Source organism: Pseudomonas sp. RU47 (assembly GCF_004011755.1).
In the GTDB taxonomy this organism is placed as follows: Bacteria; Pseudomonadota; Gammaproteobacteria; order Pseudomonadales; family Pseudomonadaceae; genus Aquipseudomonas.
Genome location: NZ_CP022411.1, coordinates 6,514,907 through 6,534,459, shown reverse-complemented (window position 1 = coordinate 6,534,459; position 19,553 = coordinate 6,514,907). Strand labels below are relative to the sequence as shown.

The following is a 19,553-nucleotide window of genomic DNA, read 5'->3' as shown; positions in this document are numbered from 1 at the left end:
CCCGGCTCCATCAGTACAAAACGCCCTGAGCCGGATGGCAGCGCAACTCCATCGACCGTCCGCGCCGGCACCAAGCCTGAACCCTGAGGAAGTACCTGAATGAAAAAGTGGCAATGCATCGTCTGTGGCTTGATCTACAACGAAGCCGACGGCTGGCCGGATGACGGCATTGCGCCGGGCACCCTGTGGCAAGACGTACCGGAAGACTGGCTGTGCCCGGACTGCGGCGTCGGCAAGATGGACTTCGAAATGATCGAAATCAACTAAGCACAATCAAGGAGTAAGGCATGAGCGCACCTGTCGTCATCGTTGGCACTGGCCTTGCGGGCTACAACCTGGCCCGCGAGTTTCGCAAACTCGACAGCGAAACCCCGCTGCTGCTGATCACCGCCGATGACGGGCGCTCTTACTCCAAGCCGATGCTCTCCACCGGTTTCGGCAAGAACAAGGACGCCGATGGCCTGAGCATGGCTGAACCGGGCGCCATGGCCGAGCAGTTGAAAGCCGAGGTGCGCACTCATACGCGCATCAGCGGCATCGATGCCGGCCACAAGCGTCTGTGGATCGGTGAAGAAGCGGTGGCCTACCGTGACCTGATTCTCGCTTGGGGCGCAGAAACCGTGCGCGTGCCCATCGAAGGCGATGGCGCGGATCTGGTATTCCCGATCAATGATCTCGAAGACTACGCACGTTTCCGTGCCGCTGCGGCGGGCAAGCGCCGTGTGTTGCTGCTCGGCGCCGGCCTGATTGGCTGCGAGTTTGCCAACGATCTGATTCTTGGCGGCTACGAAGTGCAACTGGTTGCACCCTGCGAGCAGGTCATGCCGATGTTGCTGCACCCGGCCGCTGCGGCTGCGGTGCAGGCCGGGCTGGAAAGCCTCGGTGCGAAATTCCACCTCGGCCCGGTGCTGACCCGCCTGCAAAAAGTCGCCGACGGCCTGGAAGCGCACCTGTCCGACGGCCAGGTCATTCCTTGCGACGTGGTGGTCTCGGCCATCGGCCTGCGCCCACGTATCGATCTGGCGGCGGCTGCCGGCGTACAGGTCAACCGCGGCGTGGTGGTTGATCGACACCTGAAAACCTCCCACGCCAATATCTACGCCTTGGGCGACTGCGCCGAGGTCGACGGGTTGAATCTGCTGTACGTGATGCCCCTCATGAGCTGTGCGCGTGCGCTGGCGCAAACCCTCGCCGGTAACCCGACCGCCGTGAGCTACGGGCCGATGCCGATCACCGTGAAAACCCCGGTGTGCCCGCTGGTGGTTTCGCCGCCGCCACGGGGCAGCGAAGGCGTCTGGACGGTAGAAGGGCAGGGCGCCGACATCAAAGCCCTGTGCCACAGCGCCGACGGCCAATTGCTCGGCTACGCGCTGACCGGCGCCGCGGTGATGGAAAAACTTGCCCTGAACAAACAGCTTCCGGCCCTGCTGGCGTAAATACCGGTCGTTCTGTCGGAATCACCCCGCTTTTGCCCCTACAAAGGTCGCGGGGAGACTGGCGCCGCCGGTATCCGCGTGCCATTCTCACTCCCGTCTGCCGCAGAGTAGAGCCTGCGGCGCCTTGGGCGCTGTTCCAACGAGAACAGCACGGACATAACAACAAAAAACCGTCAAAGGGGCTTCACTAATGCGTAAACCAGAACTCGCCGCTGCAATCGCTGAAAAAGCAGATCTGACCAAAGAACAGGCCAACCGCGTACTCAACGCCGTTCTCGAAGAAATCACCGGCGCTCTGCACCGCAAGGACAGCGTGACGCTGGTCGGCTTCGGCACCTTCCTGCAACGCCACCGCGGCGCCCGCACCGGCAAAAACCCGCAGACCGGCGAGCCGGTCAAAATCAAGGCCAGCAACACCGTTGCGTTCAAGCCAGGCAAGTCGTTGAAAGACAGCGTTAATCCTTAATTGCGGCGAACTCCTCGAATAACGGGGAGAACCGCAGAAAAAAATGGGCACACCGATTGCGGTCGGGTGCCCATTTTTTATGCCTGCCGATTTATTGGGGCGTACAGCCTTAATAAAGGCCGAGTAATTGATTGCATTTGTTGGCTATCGATCAGCCTCACAGTTAAATCAATCCTCTATATATAAAAGCCATCATATTGATGGCACTTTCTGAGTTGTTGGTTGTCTCGCGGTGATTTGTTGAAACAACACCGAAGTCTTTCGGAATCATCCTACATCCGATTTTTTCAAAACCCGTCATGCTCCGCGCCATTCTCGCCTGCCCCGGTTTGCGGTGATCGACGGCAGCTGGAACGATCGCTCTAAATCAAGCTTTCCCGGAGGTTTGTAAGGGTATTCGAATATAAACAGAGCATCGGGGATTCCCTGACTGAATATAGGGAAACCTCCTACAACAAACAAAGAACACTTCGTCTTGTTGTTTAATCAGATGCTTGCTAGTGGCCATCATAGTGATTACGATGCGCCCACTTGAAAGAGCACATCTCAATTGGATGAGTCGCATCACTGCTCTTCGATACTGTCCCGCGCCACGGTTACTCCAATAGGCGCCTGACTGTAATCCTTAATAAAGGCCATGGATGTCCTACTCAAGCAAACTTTCCGCCCATTACCTCGAACTCGCTAAAGTCTCTGTTTCCAAAGAGAATTTCGCGGGCGAAGACGTTCGTTTTTCGAGCGAATTCGAGGCGCTGGAAAGCGAGCTGGCCAAAGCCTCGTCGATGCACGAAAGCGGGCAGATCGACTGGCTGAAAATTCGCGAGAACAGCGAAAATCTGCTGCGTACCCAATCCAAGGATCTGCGTGTCGGCGCCTGGCTGACCTGGTCGCTGTACCAGCGCGAATCCTTCCCCGGGCTGCTGGCCGGCCTCGGGTTACTGCACCATCTGTCGGAAAACAACTGGGCCGACGTTCACCCGCTCAAACCCCGCACCCGTGCCGCCGCCATCGGCTGGCTGGTGCCGCGTCTCGAGCAGGTCATCACCGAAAACATTGCGATCAAAGAGCAGTTGCCGATGTTCCGGCAGCTCTCCGAGCACCTGTCCGGTCTCGAAGCGGCGTGTGCTGAGCACCTGGGCGATGATTCGCCGCTGCTGCTGCCGATCTCCCGTCGCCTGAAAACGATGATCCAGCGCGCGGCCGACAACCAGCCGGCTCCCGGTGTGGTCGGTGCGGCGGTGGCGCAGGTCAAGCAGGCGGCGAGCCAGTTGCTCACCCCCGGCGCTCCGATCGATAACGAACGAGACGCGCACAAAGCCCTGCGCGCCCAACAGGAAAGCGCCCGCCCGCTGTGCGCCTGGTGGCTCAAGCAGAAAGCCACCGACCTGCGCGCCCTGCGCCTGAACCGCACGCTGCTGTGGATGACCATCGACGCGGTGCCGGAGCGCAACGCCGAGCAGATCACCGTGCTGCGCGGCCTGCCGCTGGAAAAGCTCAAGCTCTATCAGGACCGTTTCGATCAGGGCAAATACGCCGACCTGCTGGTGGAACTGGAGGCGAGCCTGGCGAAGGCGCCGTTCTGGTTCGATGGCCAGAGGATGGTCTGGGAGTGTCTCCAGAACCTCAACGCCGAGCTGGCAATGCGCGAAGTGGAAATCCACTTCGCGCTTTTGGTTCAACGGCTGCCCGGCATTGTCGAGTTGCGCTTCCATGACGGCGCGCCGTTTGCCGATCCGTCCACCCGCGCGTGGATCGCCGCCAACGTCATGCCGCACCTGCAAAGCGCCAGCGCGCCGCGCAAGGTCGAAAGCGAAAACGTCGAAACCCAGCCGGCCTGGGAAAAGGCCCTCGAAGAAGTCCTGCCGCTGCTGCGCAAGGAAGGCCTGAAGCCTGCCGTGCAGACGCTCAAGCAAGGCTTGCAGTCGGCCCACGGCGGTCGCGAACGCTTCTTCTGGCAGTTCGCCCTCGCGCGCCTGTGCTTCATGGCCAAGAAATACGAACTGGCCAAGAACCAGCTGGAAACCCTCGATCAGACATTACAGGACTCAGGCCTGCACGCCTGGGAGCCCGATCTTGCATTGGAAGTGCTGCATTTACTGCATAGCTGCTGCGAATTGTTGCCGCAGAACCATGCTGTACGTGAACGCAAGGAAGAGATTTATCGCAGGCTGTGCCACCTCGACCTCGAAGTGGTACTCGAATAGGCCCCAGGGCCACAACCGCAAGGAGAAAAGCCATGGCCAAAGAAGGCTCGGTAGCCCCCAAGGAACGCATCAACGTCACCTTCAAACCCGCCACCGGCGGTGCTCAGGAAGAGATTGAACTGCCGCTGAAGCTGCTGGCAATCGGTGACTACACCCACCGCAAGGACGATCGCAAAATCGAAGATCGCAAGCCGATCAGCATCGACAAGATGACCTTCGACGAAGTGTTGGCCAAGCAAGAACTGGGTCTGACGCTGAGCGTGCCGAACCGTCTGCAGGAAGATGGCGAGGCCGACGAGCTGGCTGTGCAACTGCGCGTCAATTCGATGAAGGACTTCAACCCGGCCAGCCTGGTCGAGCAAGTGCCTGAGCTGAAAAAACTGATGGAACTGCGCGATGCGCTGGTGGCCCTCAAAGGCCCGCTGGGTAACGCACCTGCGTTCCGTAAAGCGATCGAAGGCGTGCTCGCCGACGACGAATCCCGCGGTCGCGTACTCGGTGAGCTGGGCCTGAACGCCGCAGCCCCGGACGCCTGAGACTCCAGCCAAGGAAGCCAACACAATGAGCACTAGCGCAGCACAAGAGAAGAGCGCCGGCAACGGCGAGTACAGCATTCTCGACAGCATCATCGCCGAAACCCGTCTGACTCCGGACGACGAAGCCTACGACATCGCCAAGCGCGGTGTGTCGGCGTTCATCGAAGAACTGCTCAAGCCGCAGAACAACGGTGAGCCGGTCAAGAAGGCCATGGTTGACCGCATGATCGCCGAGATCGATGCCAAGCTCAGCCGTCAGATGGACGAAATCCTGCACCACCCGGACTTCCAGGCTCTGGAATCGTCGTGGCGTGGTCTGCAGTTGCTGGTCGACCGCACCAACTTCCGCGAAAACATCAAGATCGAAATCCTCAACGTCTCCAAAGAAGACCTGCTGGACGATTTCGAAGATTCGCCGGAAGTCATGCAGTCGGGCCTGTACAAGCACATCTACACCGCTGAATACGGCCAGTTCGGTGGTCAGCCTGTGGGCGCGATCATCGCTAACTACTACATGTCGCCAAGCTCGCCAGACGTGAAGCTGATGCAGTACGTTGCCAGCGTTTCGTGCATGTCGCACGCGCCGTTCATCGCTGCTGCCGGCCCGAAATTCTTCGGTCTGGAAAGCTTCACCGGCCTGCCGGATCTGAAAGATCTGAAAGACCACTTCGAAGGCCCGCAATTCGCCAAATGGCAGAGCTTCCGTACCTCGGAAGACTCCCGTTATGTTGGCCTGACCGTGCCGCGTTTCCTGCTGCGTAACCCGTACGATCCGGAAGAAAACCCGGTCAAATCGTTCGTGTACAAGGAAACCGTTGCCAACAGCCACGAGCACTACCTGTGGGGCAACACTGCTTACGCGTTCGGCACCAAGCTGACCGACAGCTTCGCCAAGTTCCGCTGGTGCCCGAACATCATCGGCCCACAGAGCGGTGGCGCGGTTGAAGACCTGCCGTTGCACCATTTCGAAAGCATGGGCGAAATCGAAACCAAGATTCCTACTGAAGTTCTGGTTTCCGACCGTCGTGAATACGAACTGGCCGAGGAAGGCTTCATTTCCCTGACCATGCGTAAAGGCTCCGACAACGCGGCGTTCTTCTCCGCAAGCTCGGTGCAGAAGCCGAAGTTCTTCGGCATCAGCGCAGAAGGCAAGGCCGCAGAGCTGAACTACAAGCTCGGCACCCAACTGCCGTACATGATGATCGTCAACCGCCTGGCTCACTACTTGAAAGTGCTGCAGCGCGAGCAACTCGGTTCGTGGAAAGAACGTACCGACCTCGAGCTGGAACTGAACAAGTGGATCCGTCAGTACGTTGCCGACCAGGAAAACCCGAGCGCCGAAGTGCGTGGCCGTCGTCCGCTGCGCGCTGCGCAAGTGATCGTCAGCGACGTTGAAGGCGAGCCGGGCTGGTACCGCGTGAGCTTGAACGTGCGTCCGCACTTCAAGTACATGGGTGCCGATTTCACCCTGTCGCTGGTTGGCAAGCTGGACAAAGAGTAAGAGCGACTCATGGACGGATACGGCAGCCTGTTCGAACGCCTCAACGGCGACGCGCAACTACGCAAGGGCAACAGCCTTGAGGCTTGTGCCATGGCGTCAGTGGCTGCCCATCTGGCCAAAATGCTCAGCACCCGGGCCGGCAGCGTGCAAACGCTGGCCGACTACGGGTTGCCCGATCTCAATGACATGCGTCTGAGCCTGCACGACTCCCTGAGTCAGGCCCGTCTGGCCATCGAAAACTTCATCGAAGCCTACGAGCCGCGCCTGAGCAACGTGCGTGTCATTTCCCTGCCGCGTGACCACGATCAACTTCGCCTCGCCTTCAGCATCGAAGGCCTGCTGGAAGTTGAAGGGTTCAAGCGTCAGGTCAGTTTTTCCGCGCGCCTGGATGGCAGCGGTCAAGTGAAGGTCACCTAAGGAGATCCCCGATGTCTGGCAAACCCGCAGCACGCGTATCCGACCCCACCGCTTGCCCGCTCCCCGGCCACGGTACCAACCCGATCGCCGCCGGTTCCGGCGACGTGTTCTTCGACGGCCTCGCGGCCGCCCGCCAAGGCGATGCCTCGGCGTGTGGTGGTGCGATGTCGGGTGGTTTGGCGACCACTGTGTTGATCAACGGCAAACCTGCCGCGACGGTTGATTCGGTGGGTACCCATGGCAACAAGGTTACGGCTGGATCCGGGACGGTGATTATCGGGAATTCGCATTCGCCGGCGCCGTTTGTGCCGCCGTTACCGGTCATCATCCCTGGAATATTCAATCGTGTCTTTGAATTCAAAACCGCAGATGGAAGAACGGTTGAAAATTTAAACTACACCATGCGCTCTGATAGCGGGATTGAGAAAATAGGTTCAACGTCAACAGGCATGTCAGGTGGTTTTTCAACTGGAAAGACGGCAGAGCCTGTAACTATATACATTTCGGCGGACTAGTAGGTATGGAGACCATAATCAACATCGATGGTGTCGCTTACACCTTTGTGACTCAGGATCAGGTGACTACACTTAAAGTTCTTGCCGAAACAACTGAGAGCAAGGATACGAAGCCTAAGACAGTTGATCTTCCGTTGGCCTGGATTATTACGCGAAAAAGTGGAGTGCCTCTCTTCGCTTTGAAACCGGGTAAGGATGACTCTCCATTCAGAATCATCACCGCGGAGAAACTGTACGCAGAAAAGGGTCAGTGGTTCGAACCGTTAGCCAGATATTACAGAGAACTTATCTGGATCAATCCAGAAACAACGCAGGCCGGAACAGAGTCGAATACGGCTTATAAACATGTTACCTGGCAGGAGCTGATCGATTTTGCAATTGTTGACCGCTTTTCCTTCACGTTTCACTCCGGAATGCCGGGTGACTGGAAATTCCGTGCCGTGGGCGGTGCTGAGTTTTTGATGGTGTTCATGGAGGATAAACCCTATTGGACTGATGGCATTGGCCAGGTGCCGTTTGCGGTTAACACCTATAGAAAGTATCTGCGAGAAACAAAGCAGGTAGAGCTCGCAATAAAGATGGCTGGTGAAACCGGTGTGACTTGGGGCGACGGCAAAGCCTATACCGGAGCAGAGCGAGGACCGAAAGACGTCTACGATAACTTCATCATATTACGAGGGATATTGTGGGCAAAAGAAAACTGCAAGTTGGTTGTGAAAAAAGACACGGTATACGATAAAGGTATCCCGCACACAATTGAACTTACTGATGCACCCTATGTGCCAGTATCAAATGCGAAATTGATAAATCCAATTTCGCAAGGCGATATGGATCAGTACGGGACTTGGAATAAATGAAAGCTCGTCGCTTAATTGGCTGTATTCCGCATCTAATAGTGTGTGCTCTGTACGTTCCGCTGCATAACTACGGTGTCGACTTATATATCGGAGTGTATGGTGGATTGACATCGAGAGGTATCGGCATCGGTATGACGCCGGATCTAATGGTTCAATATTTTGTGGTGATGAACGCTATAACTTTTTTTATCCCCAAGCTGAAATTAAAAGTCCTCTGTGTCTCATTTATGCTTGCGCTTATCTTGTACTATTTTTTGCCTCACTACCCCGTCCGCGCGATGGCTTACACATTGATGGGTGGTGTCCTGACTTTTGCGGCGATATTCGCTGGTCGGTTAATCGATCGCCTTTTTTTTTCAAAAAGAGAAATTGAAGCATGACTGTCGGGCGTCATTGCCGACATTGCCCGCGGGGAGTTCCTAGCCCGCATGAACCGTTCTGCTGTTTTTTCAAATGAGTTCCACTACCAGGCAGGTAACCCGTGTCGTTTAACCACTACTACCAAAGCGAACTCACCGCACTGCGCCAACTCGGTCGCCGTTTCGCCGAGCGTAGTCCGGCGTTGGCGCCGTATCTGGGCCAGGCCGGGCGGGATCCGGACGTGGAGCGGTTGCTCGAAGGCTTTGCGTTTCTGACTGGGCGGCTGCGCCAGAAGCTCGATGACGAGCTGCCGGAACTCAGCCATTCGCTGATGCAATTGCTGTGGCCGAACTACATGCGTCCGCTGCCGGCGTTCAGCATTTTGCAGTTCGATCCGCTCAAGCGTTCCGGGCCGGCGTTGCGCGTCGAGCGTGATACGCCGATTGAAAGCAAGCCGATCGAAGACGTGCGTTGCCGCTTCCGTACTTGCTACCCGACTGACGTGCTGCCGCTGGATCTGGCCGCGCTGAATTACTCGGTGAAGGGCGACGGCTCGCTGCTCAGCCTGCGTCTGGAAATGAGCGCCGACGGCCACCTCGGTGAGCTGGAACTGAGCAAACTGCGTCTGCACTTTGCCGGTGAGCGCTATATCAGCCAGATGCTCTACCTGAGCCTGCTGCGCAACCTCGAGGGCATCGAACTGATCCCGCTCGACGGTGCCGGCAAACCCATCGATGGCGTCAGCGGCAAGCCGATGGCGTTCAAGATTCCCGGTGATCGGGTCAAACCGGTGGGCTTTGCCGAAGAAGAAGCGTTGATCCCGTATCCGCTGAACACCTTCCGCGGCTATCGCTACCTGCAGGAATACTTCGCCTTCCAGGACAAATTCCTGTTCGTCGACGTCAACGGTCTGGACATCATCAACGCGCTGCCGGAAGACACCCTCAAACAGATGCGCGGGCTGGAATTGCGCTTCGATATTCGCAAGAGCGGCATCATGCGCATGCGGCCGACCCTGGATAACGTGAAGCTGTTCTGCACGCCGATTGCCAACCTGTTCGCCCACGACGCGCTGCCGATCCGCCTCGACGGCAAGCAGGACGAATACCTGCTGCTGCCGGCGGAATACGATCTGGAAAACTGCGGTGTGTTTTCGGTGGAAACCGTGACCGGCTGGAAGCCCGGCGGCCTCGGTTATCAGGAATACGTGCCGTTCGAATCCTTCGAGCACGACCCGAGTTTCGACGTGCCCAACAGCCGTCCGCACTACAGCATTCGCCAGCGCTCTTCGCTGTTGCACGACGGCCTCGACACCTACCTGAGCTTCGGCATCCGCCACACCGAAGCCCACGAAACCCTGTCGATCGAGCTGATCTGCACCAACCAGAACCTGCCGCGCAAGCTCAAGCTTGGCGACATCTGCATGGCCTGCGAAGAGACGCCGGAGTTCCTCAGTTTCCGCAACATCACCCCGGCCACGTCGAGCTTCGCGCCACCGCTGAACCGTGACTTCCTGTGGAAGCTGATCAGCAACATGTCGCTTAACTATCTGTCGCTGGCCGACGTCAATGCGTTGAAGGTGATTCTCGAAACCTACGACTTGCCGCGCTACTACGACCAGCACGCGGAGAAGGTCAGCAAACGCCTGCTCGGCGGCCTCAAACACATCAAGCATCACCACGTTGACCGCTTGCACCGTGGGTTGCCGGTGCGCGGTTTGCGCACCGAACTGACCATCGACCCGGAAGGGTATATCGGCGAAGGCGACCTGTTCGTTTTCGCTTCGGTTCTTAACGAGTTTTTCGCGCTTTACGCCAGTCTCAATTCATTCCATGAACTGCGCGTAAAAAGCACACAGGGAGAGGTGTACCAATGGACACCACGTATGGGCCTGCAGCCCCTGCTTTAAGCGGGCTGACCAAGGTAATACGCGAGTACTCGCTGTTTCAGGCCGTGCTGCTGGTGATCGACCGGCTGCGCGAGGCACACCCGTACCTGAGCGAAGACGATCTGTACGACCACGTGGAGTTTCAGGCCAACCCGAGCCTGGGCTTTCCGCGCAGCGACGTCGATCGCGTCGAGTTTTTCGAAGAGCACGGGCAGATGCGCGCGCGCATGCGTTTCAACCTGATCGGCCTGGTCGGCTCGGGTTCGCCGCTGCCGGCGTTCTACGGCGAACAAGCCCTGGGCGATAGCGAAGACGGCAACCCGACGCGCAATTTCCTAGACCTGTTCCACCATCGCCTGCAACGGCTGATGCTGCCGATCTGGCGCAAGTACCGCTACCGCGCGAGCTTCCAGAGCGGCGCGATTGACCCGTTCTCCTCGCAGCTGTTCGCCCTGATCGGTCTGGGCGGTGATGAGATCCGCAAGGCCAAGGAACTCAACTGGAAACGCCTGCTGCCGTACCTCGGTCTGCTCAGCTTGCGCGCGCACTCGGCGGCGCTGATCGAAGCCGTGCTGCGTTACTACTTCAAGCACGAAGACCTGGTCATCGAGCAGTGCATCGAGCGCCGCGTAGAAATTCTCGAAGAGCAGCGCAATCGTTTGGGCCGCGCCAACAGCCTGCTCGGTGAAGACCTTGTGCTCGGCGAGCACGTGCGCGACCGCAGCGGCAAATTCCGCATTCACATCACTGAACTCGACTGGCAGCGATTCCATGAATTCCTGCCGATCGGTTTCGGTTACCAGCCGCTCTGCGCGCTGGTGCGGTTCACCTTGCGTGACCCGCTCGATTACGACATCCGCCTGGTTCTGCGCCAGGAAGAAATCCGCGAACTGCGCATCGGTGAGCAGAACGCCTGTCGCCTCGGTTGGACCAGTTGGCTGGGCCGCGAAAAAGCGGACGGCGTGGTGACCCTGGGCAGCAAAATTCATTAAGGACGTGAGCCATGATCAACGTAGACCTGCAACAACTCATCCAGGCGCTGGACGCCGAAACCCGTCGTGATCTGGAACGTTCCGCCGAGCGTTGCGTGGCCCGTGGCGGCAGCAAGATCCTCGTCGAAGACCTGATGCTCGGCCTGCTCGAGCGTCCGAACGGCTTGTTGTCGCGCGCACTGCAGGATGCCGACGTCGACGCCGGCGAACTCAGCGCCGCACTGCAATCGCGCGTCGAACACAGCGCTTCGCGCAACCCGGTGTTCGCCCCGGAACTGGTGCAGTGGCTGCAAGATGCGCTGCTGGTGGCCAACCTCGAACTGGGTCAGACCCAGGTTGAAGACGCGGCGCTGATCCTCGCGCTGCTGCGCAATCCGATGCGCTACGCTGGCAGCCGCTATCAGCCGCTGCTCGCCAAGCTGAACATCGATCGCCTGAAGGAATTTGCCCTGTCGCAACAGGAGCAACCAGCGGCCAATGGCAAACCGGCCGCCCAAGGCGAATCGCTGCTACAGCGCTTCACCCACAACCTGACCCAACAGGCCCGCGACGGCAAACTCGACCCGGTGCTGTGCCGTGACGGCGCGATTCGCCAGATGGTCGACATCCTCGCCCGTCGTCGTAAGAACAACCCGATCGTCGTCGGTGAGGCCGGTGTCGGCAAGACCGCCATCGTCGAAGGTCTGGCGTCGCGCATCGCCGCCGGTGAAGTGCCGCAAGTGCTCAAAGGCGTTGAACTGCTGTCGCTGGACATGGGCTTGCTGCAGGCCGGCGCCAGCGTCAAAGGTGAATTCGAACGTCGTCTCAAAGGCGTGATCGACGAAGTCAAAGCCTCGCCAAAGCCGATCATTCTGTTTATTGACGAAGCTCACACCCTGATCGGCGCGGGCGGCAATGCCGGCGGTTCCGATGCGGCCAACCTGCTGAAGCCGGCACTGGCCCGTGGCGAATTGCGCACCATCGCCGCCACCACCTGGGCCGAGTACAAGAAATACTTCGAGAAAGACCCGGCGCTGGCCCGTCGTTTCCAACCGGTGCAACTGCACGAACCGACCGTCAGCGAAGCGGTGACCATCCTCCGTGGTCTGGCCCAGGTTTACGAGAAGAGCCACGGCATCTATCTGCGTGATGACGCGGTGGTCTCGGCGGCTGAACTGTCCGCGCGTTATCTGGCCGGTCGGCAACTGCCGGACAAAGCCGTCGATGTGCTCGATACCGCTTGCGCCCGCGTGCGCATCAGCCTCGCTGCCGCCCCGGAAAGTCTCGAGCGCCTGCGTGGCGAACTGGCTGAAGGTGGCCGTCAGCGTCAGGCCCTGCGCCGCGATGCCGAGGCCGGTCTACTGATCGACCACGAAGCGCTGGAGGCACTGGAAGCGCGTCTGGACGAAGCCGAAACTGAAATGGTCGCGCTGGAAACCCTGTGGACTGAGCAGAAGCAACTGGCCGAGCGCCTGTTGGAATTGCGTCAGCAACTGGCCAAGGCTCGTGAAGCTGCAGCGGTCGAACCCGTGGTCACCGTTGAAGAAGACGCCGAAGGCACCGTGATCGAAACCGTCGCTGCCGAAGTCGAAGAAGGCCAAAGCGTCGAAGCGCTGGAAGCCCAACTCAACGAAACCCACAGCGCCCTGACCGCCGCCCAAGTCAAAGAACGTCTGGTCAGCTTCGAAGTGTGCCCGCGTCTGGTCGCCGAAGTGATCAGCGCCTGGACCGGCGTGCCACTGGCGCAACTGGCCCGCGAACACAACGCCAAAGTCGCCAGCTTCGCCACCGACCTGCGCACGCGCATCCGTGGTCAGGAACAAGCCGTGCACGCACTGGATCGCTCGATGCGTGCGACCGCTGCCGGCCTGAACAAGCCTGACGCTCCGGTCGGCGTATTCCTGCTGGTCGGCCCGAGCGGCGTCGGTAAAACCGAAACGGCGTTGGCCCTCGCTGACTTGCTCTACGGCGGCGACCGCTTCATCACCACCATCAACATGTCCGAATTCCAGGAGAAGCACACCGTTTCCCGCCTGATCGGCGCGCCACCGGGCTACGTCGGTTACGGCGAGGGCGGCATGCTCACCGAAGCCGTACGCCAGAAGCCGTACTCGGTGGTGCTGCTCGATGAAGTCGAAAAGGCTGACCCGGACGTGCTTAACCTGTTCTACCAAATCTTCGACAAAGGCGTGGCCAACGACGGCGAAGGTCGCGAGATCGACTTCCGCAACACGTTGATCCTGATGACCTCGAACCTCGGCAGCGACCGCATCAGCGACCTTTGCGAAAACGGCGCACGCCCGACCGCTGAAGTCCTCGAAGAAACCATCCGCCCAGTGCTGAGCAAACACTTCAAACCGGCGCTGCTGGCACGGATGAAAGTGGTGCCGTACTACCCGGTCGGCGGTCCGGTGCTGCGCGAGCTGATCGAGATCAAACTCGGTCGTCTCGGCGAGCGCCTGAATCGTCGTCAGCTGGATTTCAGCTGGTGCCAGAACCTCGTCGATCACCTGTCCGAGCGTTGCACGCAAAGCGAAAGCGGTGCGCGTCTGATCGACCATCTGCTCGATCAACACGTGTTGCCGCTGGTGGCTGACCGCTTGCTCGATGCCATGGCTACCGGTGAAAGCCTCAAGCGTGTGCATGCCACGCTCGATGGCGAAGCCAGCGTGACCTGCGAGTTCGCCTGAGGTGGGTGTGATGTTCACTCAGGTGCCGCAGCCACTGGTCTATGCCGAAGCGTTGCTGGCGCAGTTCGCCAGTCTGTCGCGGGCGGCGGACGGTGCTGCGTTGCTGGGTGATTTTGTGCGCGGGTTGGCCGAGCTGAGCGGTTGCGAACTGACGCAGCTGTATCTGCTCGACGCCACCCACACGTGCCTGGGGATGAACGCCGAATGCCTCGACGGCGCCCTGCAACCGCGTGAAGCGGCGAGCCTGCCGGCGGATTACAACGGTGAACAACTGTTGCAATTTGCCCTGTGCCAGAACCGTGTGGTGTGCCTCGACGACTTGAGCGGCAGCCTGCACGAAACCAGTTTTCTGCCGGCGGCAACCTCGCCGTGGCAGTCGCTGTTGTGCGTGCCGCTGGTCAATCAGCACAAAGCTGTTGAAGGTTTGCTGCTGTGCGCCAGCCGTCGTCGCACCCACCTGCAAGGCTTCGCCGATTCCCTTGGCCAGCTCGGCTCGTTCGTGCTTGGCCAATTGCATTTGCTGCAACGCTTGCGTCAGCCGTTGGCAGAGTCGGCATCGGTTGTGCGCAGCGTGCCGAGCATCAGTGGCTATGGCTTGATCGGTAAAAGCGCGGCGATGCGCCAGACCCATTCGCTGATCAGCAAAGTCCTGCACAGCCCGTACACCGTGTTGTTGCGTGGCGAAACCGGCACCGGCAAGGAAGTCGTGGCGCGGGCGATTCACGATTGCGGCCCGCGCCGTTCCCAGGCGTTTATCGTGCAGAACTGCGCGGCGGTTCCGGAAAATCTGCTGGAAAGCGAGCTGTTCGGCTATCGCAAGGGCGCGTTCACCGGCGCCGATCGCGACCGTGCCGGGCTGTTTGATGCGGCCAATGGCGGCACGCTGTTGCTCGACGAAATCGGCGACATGCCGCTGTCGTTGCAAGCGAAGATCTTGCGCGTGTTGCAGGAAGGCGAGATTCGTCCGTTGGGTTCCAACGACACGCACAAGATCGACGTGCGCATCATCGCCGCGACCCACCGCGATCTGTCGACGCTGGTCAGCGAGGGCAAATTCCGCGAGGACTTGTATTACCGTCTCGCGCAATTCCCGATCGAGCTGCCGGCGCTGCGTCAGCGTGAAGGCGACATCCTCGAATTGGCCCAGCACTTCGCCGAGAAGACCTGCACGTATTTGCAACGCGATCCGGTGCGCTGGTCGAGTGCGGCGTTGGAACATCTGTCTGGCTACAACTTTCCCGGCAACGTGCGTGAGCTCAAGGCCTTGGTCGAGCGCGCGGTGCTGTTGTGCGAAGGCGGCGAGTTGCTCGCCGAGCATTTTTCCCTGCGCATGGAGCCGATGCCGGAAGACAACAGCCACCTGAATTTGCGCGAACGTCTGGAGCAGGTCGAACGCACTTTATTGCTCGATTGCCTGCGCAAGAACGACGGCAACCAGACCCTCGCCGCCCGTGAACTGGGCCTGCCGCGACGCACGCTGCTATATCGGCTCGGCCGGCTGAACATCAATCTGGGAGATTTCGATGGGTAGGCAAAACGTCATCGAAATCCTCGCAAAAACCAATTTCAGCGCCGCCCGCAAGGGTCGGCGCTTTGTGCTTTGTCTACACCTGGAGACCCTCTGATGTCTGTTCGTCACTGGCAAGCTGTCCTGCTGACCCTCGTCGTTCTATGCGGCCTTGGCGGCTGTAGCGGTAATTACAAATTCAACGACAACGACTATCGCCCGTTGGGTGATCCGCAAGCGGTCAATCGCGGCAAGTGACCGCAAGGAGCATCAAACATGGAATTGGTTTTCGAAATGCTGAACACCAAGCAGTTCGTGCCCACCGAGTTGTGCCAGAAGACCTTTAAACAGGCCGGCGGCGTGATCGGGCGGGGCGAGGACTGCGACTGGATCATCCCTGACCGCAAGCGTCACCTGTCCAATCACCACGCGATTGTCAGCTACCGCGAGGGTACGTTCTTCCTCACCGACACCAGCAGCAACGGTGTCCAGGACGGCGAGAGCGGCGCACGCCTGCACAAAGGCGAACCGGTGCGCATCGAACACGGCAGCACCTACGTGCTGGGTGACTTCGAAATTCGCGCGCGGCTGGTACGCGACCCGGCGACCTTCGACGGTGAAGTTGGCCGTCCACGCGCCGCTGGCAGCATCATCCCCGACGACGCGTTCCTCGATCTCGACCCGCTCAATGCTCTCGAGCAGCAAGAGCGTGTGTACTCGGAAATCGACGAACTGCTGGCGCCGAACACCAAGCCTGAGGACTCCCGTCAACGCGCCGACTACGCGCGCATCGACATGGAAAGCCTGATGGTGCCGGAGCTGATTGCAGCCCCCGTCGAACCTGAGCCCGCTCCGGCGCCGAAAGCCGTTGAGCGTCAAAGCGAAGGTTTCTGGGATCATTTCGGTGCGGCGCTGGGCGTCGATGTCAAAGGCCTCAGCCACGACGAACGCGAAGCCCTGGCGCTGAACGCTGCGCGCTTGCTGCGCCAAAGCATCGGCGGTTTGCAGCAGAGCCTGCGCACTCGTTCCGAGTTGAAAAACGAGCTGCGTCTCGCCCAGACCACCGTGCAAGGCACCAACAAGAACCCGCTGAAATTCGCTGTCGATCCGAGCGAAGCCCTGCAGATTCTGTTGCAGCCAAGCAAGCCCGGCCATCTGCCGGCCGAGCAAGCCATTTCCCGCGCGTTCCGCGACCTGCAGGCGCATCAAGTTGCCCTGCTGACCGCCAGCCGCGCCGCCGTGCGCGGCACGCTGGAGCACTTCTCGCCAGAGCAACTGACCCTGCGTTTCGAGCGCGACAACAAGCCGTTGATCGCCACTTCGGGCGGGCGCTGGAGAGCGTTCGGCCGTTATCACCAGGCGCTGCGTCAGGACGATGACTGGAGCGAGCGTCTGCTGGCCCGCGACTTCGCCCAGGCCTACGAAGAACAGATCCGCCTGATCTCCACCCTCCACACCGACCACCAAGGATGATGCGCATGTCTCGCCGCTCGACCGCTTTTTTCAAGACGCTGACTGCGCTCACCGTGCTGGTGCTGCTCGCCGGTTGTTCGTCGCTGTCGCCGTACTCGAAAGTGACCAAGATCAACCTCAAGCTGACCGGCAGCGATCAGCTCAACCCGGACCTCAACGGTCGGCCGTCGCCGATCGTCGTGCGCCTGTTCGAACTCAAGCACCCGGTGACCTTCGAGAACGCTGATTTCTTCAGCCTGTACGAACGCGCCAAGGAATCCCTCAACCCGGATCTGGTGGCCAGCGAAGAACTCGAACTGCGCCCGGGTGAAACCGTGGAAATGAAGCTCAAGGTGGAAGAGGGCAGCCTTTATGTGGGCGTTCTCGCCGCTTACCGCGACTTGCCGGACACCCAATGGCGCCACACCATTCAGATCACTCCGCTGGAAGTCACCGAAGTCGATCTGACTCTGGACCAGACCGGCATCCGCAACACCAATCAAGTGCTCGCCAAGGCGGATGACTGATCATGAATACCCATAAAGTCATTTGGCAGGAAGGCATGCTGCTGCGTCCGCAGCACTTCCAGCACAACGATCGTTATTACGATCACCAGATGAAAACCCGCACCCAATTGCTCGGTGGCTACACCTGGGGTTTCCTCAATCTGGAGATCGACTTGCAGTTCCTCAACATGGGCAAACTGGTGATCAGTGAAGCCTCGGGGATTCTGCCGGATGGCAGCCTGTTCGAACTCGGTGGCAACACCGAGCCGCTGGCGCTGGACGTACCACCGAACACCGGTAACACACCGATCTATCTGGCGCTGCCGCTGGTCACCGGTAACCACATCGAGTCGCGCCGTCCAGAACAATCCGACGTGCTCGCGCGTTACACCGCGTATGACGCCGAAGTGGCCGACTCCAACGCCGGCGACGATTCCGCCAGCCAGGTCAGCTGCGGTCGCCCGGACTTCAAACTGTTGCTCGGCGAGCAGCAGAGCGATCAGGCCTACGTGAAGCTAAAGATCTGCGACGTGCTCGACACCACCCCCGACGGCGTGATCAGCCTCGACCCGGACTTCGTGCCGACCTACATTCAGGCCCACGCCTCCAGCTATCTGCTGTCGTGCCTGAAAGAAGTCATCAGCATGCTCAACCACCGTGGCGACACCATTGCTGAGCGGATTCGCTCCAACGGCAAGGTCGGCGGTGCCGAAGTCGGCGACTTCATGATGCTGCAACTGATCAACCGCACCGAGCTGCTGCTGCGCCACTACCTCGGCCTGGAGCAAGTGCACCCGGAAGAGTTGTACCGCACGCTGCTGACCATGCTCGGCGATCTGGCGACCTTCTCCGGCGAGAGCAAACGCCCGCGTCTGGACAGCCGCTATTCCCACGCTGACCAAGGTGGGAGCTTCCGCAAACTGATGGAAGCGATTCGTCAGGTGCTGTCGATGGTGCTCGAACAGCACGCCATTGAACTGATCCTGCAAGCGCGTCAGTACGGCATCATCGTCTCGCCGTTGCACGACCACAAACTGCTTGGCTCGGCGTCGTTCGTGCTGGCGGCCAGTGCCAACTGCGACTCCGAAGAACTGCGCCACCGCTTGCCGGCGCACCTCAAGGTTGGCCCGGTGGAGCGTATCCGCCAACTGGTCAACCTGCACTTGCCGGGGATCAAGGTCAAACCGTTGCCGGTGGCCCCGCGGCAGATCGCGTTCCACTCGAACAAAACCTATTTCATCCTCGAACTCAGTTCCGAAGACCTGGCACAACTCGAGCGCTCCGGCGGTTTCGCGTTCCACGTGTCCGGCGAATTTGCCGAGCTTGAACTGAAATTCTGGGCCATCAGGAACTGACCGACATGATCAAGGAAACGGATTACAACCAGGACGACAAAACCGTCCTGCTCGATCGTCAAGGCCACGGACCGGCATCGAGTCCGCTGACCGACTTCGCCGCGCCGCCGCGTTTCGAGCAACTGGAAGAGCGCATGATCTACGCCGCGCGCCTGCGCCCGGCCGAAGCGTTCAACATCAGCCTCAATTCGCTGGTCGCTGCTTCGTCCGAGCTACTTTCGGAAGTGGTGCGCCTCAAGCACAGCGAAACCCGCGAAGACTTGTACGCACTCAACGAGCGTCTGACTGCCGGGCTGAAACTGTTTGAAGTACGCGCCCTGCACAACGGCGCCGAAAGCAGCCAGGTGATGGCCGCGCGTTACGTGCTCTGCACCGTGGTCGACGAAGCTGTCGTGACCACGCCGTGGGGCAACGAAAGCGAATGGTCGCAGATGAGTCTGCTGAGCAGCTTCCACAACGAAACCTTCGGTGGCGAGAAGTTCTTCCAGTTGCTCGATCGACTGTCGAAGAACCCGGTCAAGCACCTGCCGATGCTCGAGTTGATGTACCTGTGCCTGTCCCTCGGTTTCGAGGGCAAGTACCGCGTCCAGGCACGCGGCATGCTCGAGCTTGAAGGCATCCGTGACGCCTTGTACCGGCAGATCCGTCAGTTGCGTGGCGACGTGCCGCGCGAGTTGTCGCCACACTGGGAAGGCTTGAACGATCAGCGTCGCAACCTGGTGCGCATCGTGCCGGCGTGGATGGTGGTGTTGTTCACTTTCGTCTGTCTGGTGGTGATGTATTCGGGCTTCGCCTGGGTCTTGGGCGAGCAGCGCGACACCGTTCTGCAACCATATCAGCCGCTTGATCCGGCCGCGGTGCAACCGCAGTCGCAGCCGTAAACAGGGACGTG

At 59.7% G+C, this 19,553-nt stretch carries 19 protein-coding genes; all 19 read left to right on the top strand.

Annotation, left to right across the window (positions count from 1 at the left end; genetic code table 11):
• Window positions 1-99 precede the first annotated feature (99 nt).
• The 19 genes from CCX46_RS30040 (at window position 100) to icmH (ending at window position 19,542) form a co-directional block, all read left to right on the top strand.
• A complete protein-coding gene (locus CCX46_RS30040) occupies window positions 100-267 on the top strand; it encodes a rubredoxin (RefSeq protein ID WP_003437744.1) in 168 nt (55 codons plus the stop codon).
• 20 nt (window positions 268-287) lie between these two features.
• A complete protein-coding gene (locus CCX46_RS30035) occupies window positions 288-1,436 on the top strand; it encodes an NAD(P)/FAD-dependent oxidoreductase (protein WP_127930261.1) in 1,149 nt (382 codons plus the stop codon).
• A 190-nt stretch (window positions 1,437-1,626) separates the two neighbouring features.
• On the top strand, window positions 1,627-1,902 hold the full coding sequence (locus tag CCX46_RS30030; RefSeq protein WP_003213368.1) for an HU family DNA-binding protein: 276 nt from the start codon (window positions 1,627-1,629) through the stop codon (window positions 1,900-1,902).
• Between the two features lie 641 nt (window positions 1,903-2,543).
• Entirely contained in the window at window positions 2,544-4,106 is a 1,563-nt protein-coding gene (gene tssA / locus CCX46_RS30025; RefSeq protein WP_007920270.1) for a type VI secretion system protein TssA, read from the top strand.
• A gap of 32 nt (window positions 4,107-4,138) precedes the next feature.
• Window positions 4,139-4,642 carry a type VI secretion system contractile sheath small subunit gene (tssB, locus tag CCX46_RS30020; RefSeq protein WP_003229587.1) on the top strand — a complete coding sequence of 168 codons (504 nt, stop codon included), beginning with the start codon at window positions 4,139-4,141 and terminating at the stop codon, window positions 4,640-4,642.
• Between the two features lie 25 nt (window positions 4,643-4,667).
• On the top strand, window positions 4,668-6,143 hold the full coding sequence (gene tssC / locus CCX46_RS30015) for a type VI secretion system contractile sheath large subunit (RefSeq protein ID WP_007920272.1): 1,476 nt from the start codon (window positions 4,668-4,670) through the stop codon (window positions 6,141-6,143).
• 9 nt (window positions 6,144-6,152) lie between these two features.
• Window positions 6,153-6,560 (top strand): type VI secretion system baseplate subunit TssE, encoded by a 408-nt coding sequence (gene tssE / locus CCX46_RS30010; RefSeq protein WP_007920274.1) that lies wholly within the window; start codon window positions 6,153-6,155, stop codon window positions 6,558-6,560.
• Between the two features lie 11 nt (window positions 6,561-6,571).
• Window positions 6,572-7,075, top strand: coding sequence for a PAAR domain-containing protein (locus CCX46_RS30005; protein ID WP_122604598.1), 504 nt, complete (start codon window positions 6,572-6,574; stop codon window positions 7,073-7,075).
• A 5-nt stretch (window positions 7,076-7,080) separates the two neighbouring features.
• Window positions 7,081-7,932 carry a hypothetical protein gene (locus CCX46_RS30000; protein ID WP_122604597.1) on the top strand — a complete coding sequence of 284 codons (852 nt, stop codon included), beginning with the start codon at window positions 7,081-7,083 and terminating at the stop codon, window positions 7,930-7,932.
• Window positions 7,929-8,312: a hypothetical protein gene (locus CCX46_RS29995; protein ID WP_122604596.1), complete on the top strand. Its 384-nt coding sequence runs from the start codon at window positions 7,929-7,931 to the stop codon at window positions 8,310-8,312. Before CCX46_RS30000 ends, CCX46_RS29995 begins: the two co-directional genes overlap by 4 nt.
• 101 nt (window positions 8,313-8,413) lie before the next feature.
• Window positions 8,414-10,201, top strand: a complete 1,788-nt coding sequence (tssF, locus tag CCX46_RS29990) for a type VI secretion system baseplate subunit TssF (protein WP_007920286.1) — start codon at window positions 8,414-8,416, stop codon at window positions 10,199-10,201.
• Window positions 10,165-11,172, top strand: a complete 1,008-nt coding sequence (gene tssG / locus CCX46_RS29985) for a type VI secretion system baseplate subunit TssG (protein WP_123454698.1) — start codon at window positions 10,165-10,167, stop codon at window positions 11,170-11,172. The genes tssF and tssG overlap by 37 nt, the downstream gene beginning before the upstream one ends.
• An 11-nt stretch (window positions 11,173-11,183) precedes the next feature.
• Window positions 11,184-13,841 carry a type VI secretion system ATPase TssH gene (gene tssH / locus CCX46_RS29980; protein ID WP_127930260.1) on the top strand — a complete coding sequence of 886 codons (2,658 nt, stop codon included), beginning with the start codon at window positions 11,184-11,186 and terminating at the stop codon, window positions 13,839-13,841.
• 10 nt (window positions 13,842-13,851) lie between these two features.
• Window positions 13,852-15,372, top strand: a complete 1,521-nt coding sequence (locus CCX46_RS29975) for a sigma-54 interaction domain-containing protein (RefSeq protein WP_127930259.1) — start codon at window positions 13,852-13,854, stop codon at window positions 15,370-15,372.
• Between the two features lie 93 nt (window positions 15,373-15,465).
• Complete coding sequence (locus CCX46_RS29970; protein ID WP_007920296.1) at window positions 15,466-15,606, top strand: hypothetical protein; 141 nt, start codon at window positions 15,466-15,468, stop codon at window positions 15,604-15,606.
• A gap of 18 nt (window positions 15,607-15,624) precedes the next feature.
• Entirely contained in the window at window positions 15,625-16,821 is a 1,197-nt protein-coding gene (tagH, locus tag CCX46_RS29965) for a type VI secretion system-associated FHA domain protein TagH (RefSeq protein ID WP_034152083.1), read from the top strand.
• 5 nt (window positions 16,822-16,826) lie between these two features.
• Window positions 16,827-17,327, top strand: a complete 501-nt coding sequence (gene tssJ, locus CCX46_RS29960; protein WP_095119786.1) for a type VI secretion system lipoprotein TssJ — start codon at window positions 16,827-16,829, stop codon at window positions 17,325-17,327.
• Window positions 17,328-17,329: 2 nt separating this feature from the next.
• The gene (gene tssK, locus CCX46_RS29955; RefSeq protein ID WP_007920300.1) at window positions 17,330-18,661 is read left to right on the top strand and encodes a type VI secretion system baseplate subunit TssK; all 1,332 of its coding nucleotides are present in this window, start codon (window positions 17,330-17,332) and stop codon (window positions 18,659-18,661) included.
• A gap of 5 nt (window positions 18,662-18,666) precedes the next feature.
• Complete coding sequence (icmH, locus tag CCX46_RS29950; protein WP_016985783.1) at window positions 18,667-19,542, top strand: type IVB secretion system protein IcmH/DotU; 876 nt, start codon at window positions 18,667-18,669, stop codon at window positions 19,540-19,542.
• Window positions 19,543-19,553: the final 11 nt, after the last annotated feature.